Source organism: Pseudomonas sp. 05T35 (assembly GCF_056396605.1).
The window spans coordinates 1-1,696 of record NZ_JBFTLU010000667.1; the positions used below are offsets into that span (position 1 = coordinate 1).

The window sequence follows — 1,696 nt, forward strand, 5'->3', positions numbered from 1 at the left end:
GTTCCCAACCCTTCCCTTGTAAGCCCAAACATATGTGAGTAGATTCGTGAGTAGATCCAGTTCGGTCTACAAATCTACTCACACCTCCGCGGCAAAACGCCCGGCTGGTGCGGCCTGCAAGGAGGCAGCGTGCCACTCTCAGATACCACCATCCGTACCGCCAAGCCGAAGGACAAGCTTTACCGGCTGACCGACGCCAACGGCTTATGCCTTGAAGTAACCCCGACCGGCTCCAAGCTATGGCGCTATCGGTACCGCTTCAACGGCAGCGCAAAGATGCTGGCGATCGGCGCATACCCTGCGGTCACTCTGCTAAAAGCCCGCCAGCTTCGCGATGGGGCGCGCCAACTACTGATTGAGGGCACAGATCCCGGCGAGCAAAAGAAAGCAGCCAAACAGGCGCAGAGGGTCGAGGGGCTGACTTTCGAGACGCTGGCGCGAGAGTGGTTTGCCTACAACGCCCCCCGCTGGGCAGAGAGCACTACCTACAAAGCCAAGCTGTACCTGGAGAATGATCTGATTCCGGGTATCGGTGCCCGCCCGGTGAAAGCGATCACCCGGCCCGATCTGGTGGAGTTGGTGCGCAAGGTGGAATCTAGGGGCACGCTGAATGCCGCCGGCAAGATCCGCCAATGGCTACACCAAATATTTCGGTATGGGCTGGCCAAGGGCGTCGTAGAGGTCAATCCGGCCACCGATCTGAACGTGGTAGCTGCGCCAACAAAAGCCGCCCGCCATCACCCGCACATCACCTTCAACGAATTGCCCGAGCTACTGGGGAAGTGCGACGCCGCGAACATCCATACCCTGACCCGGCACGCTATCCGTCTGCTCGCGTTGACAGCCGTTCGCCCTGGCGAACTTCGCCAAGCCCCTTGGACAGAGTTCGACCTAGAGGGCGCTGCCTGGACGATTCCAGCCGAACGCATGAAATCCCGCCGGCCCCATATCGTCCCCCTGCCCCGCCAGGCCGTTGCCATCCTGCGCCAACTCCAAGAGGTCACTGGGCGCTATGCATTGGTTTTTGCTGGCGCCAATCCCGATCGCCCTATGAGCGAGAACACGGTGAACAAAGCACTGCGAGTGATGGGCTACGAAGGTCGGCAGACAGGCCATGGCTTCCGCCACCTGCTGAGTACCGAACTGAACGGGCGCGGGTACAACAAGGACTGGATCGAGCGCCAGCTTGCCCACGGTGACAGTGACGAGATCCGTGGCACCTATAACCATGCGGCCTATGTCGAGCAACGCCGGGGAATGATGCAGGAATGGGCTGACTCAATCGACGCACTGTGCGCTGGCGCTAACGTGGTGAGCATCAAACGAAAGGCATAAAAAATTTTGGCTGGCCTAGCTCGACGGAGCGAAAAGCGGACTTCCCACCCGCCTGACTGGCAGACCTATTCAGTAGTGGGAGCGCTTGGGAGGGTTACGTGATGAATGGCGGGATAATACGTGGCATAGACAAAACCCAATTATTGGGACATTGCAGCACGGAAGATGAATTAGTAGAAAAGCACATCACTGACGTAATTCATCAACATCACACCCTTGGTGAAAGCCTGGTTGAGCTGGAAAACTTTGGCACTTGGATGATGACCCTCCAAGAAGCTGCTGAGCTAATCGCCTGCGATCAATGGGCTGCCGGGAATGTAAACATCCCTGCGCTTACAGAGTATAGCGGACACCTACTGTC

At 58.0% G+C, this 1,696-nt stretch carries 2 protein-coding genes; both read left to right on the plus strand.

Going from position 1 to position 1,696, the window contains the following annotated elements:
* Nucleotides 1–129: 129 nt before the first annotated feature.
* Complete coding sequence (locus tag AC1DH9_RS28635; protein ID WP_477749127.1) at nt 130–1,335, plus strand: tyrosine-type recombinase/integrase; 1,206 nt, start codon at nt 130–132, stop codon at nt 1,333–1,335.
* A gap of 101 nt (nt 1,336–1,436) precedes the next feature.
* Nucleotides 1,437–1,696: hypothetical protein (locus AC1DH9_RS28640; RefSeq protein ID WP_477809281.1), on the plus strand; the 260-nt coding region annotated here is incomplete at its 3' end.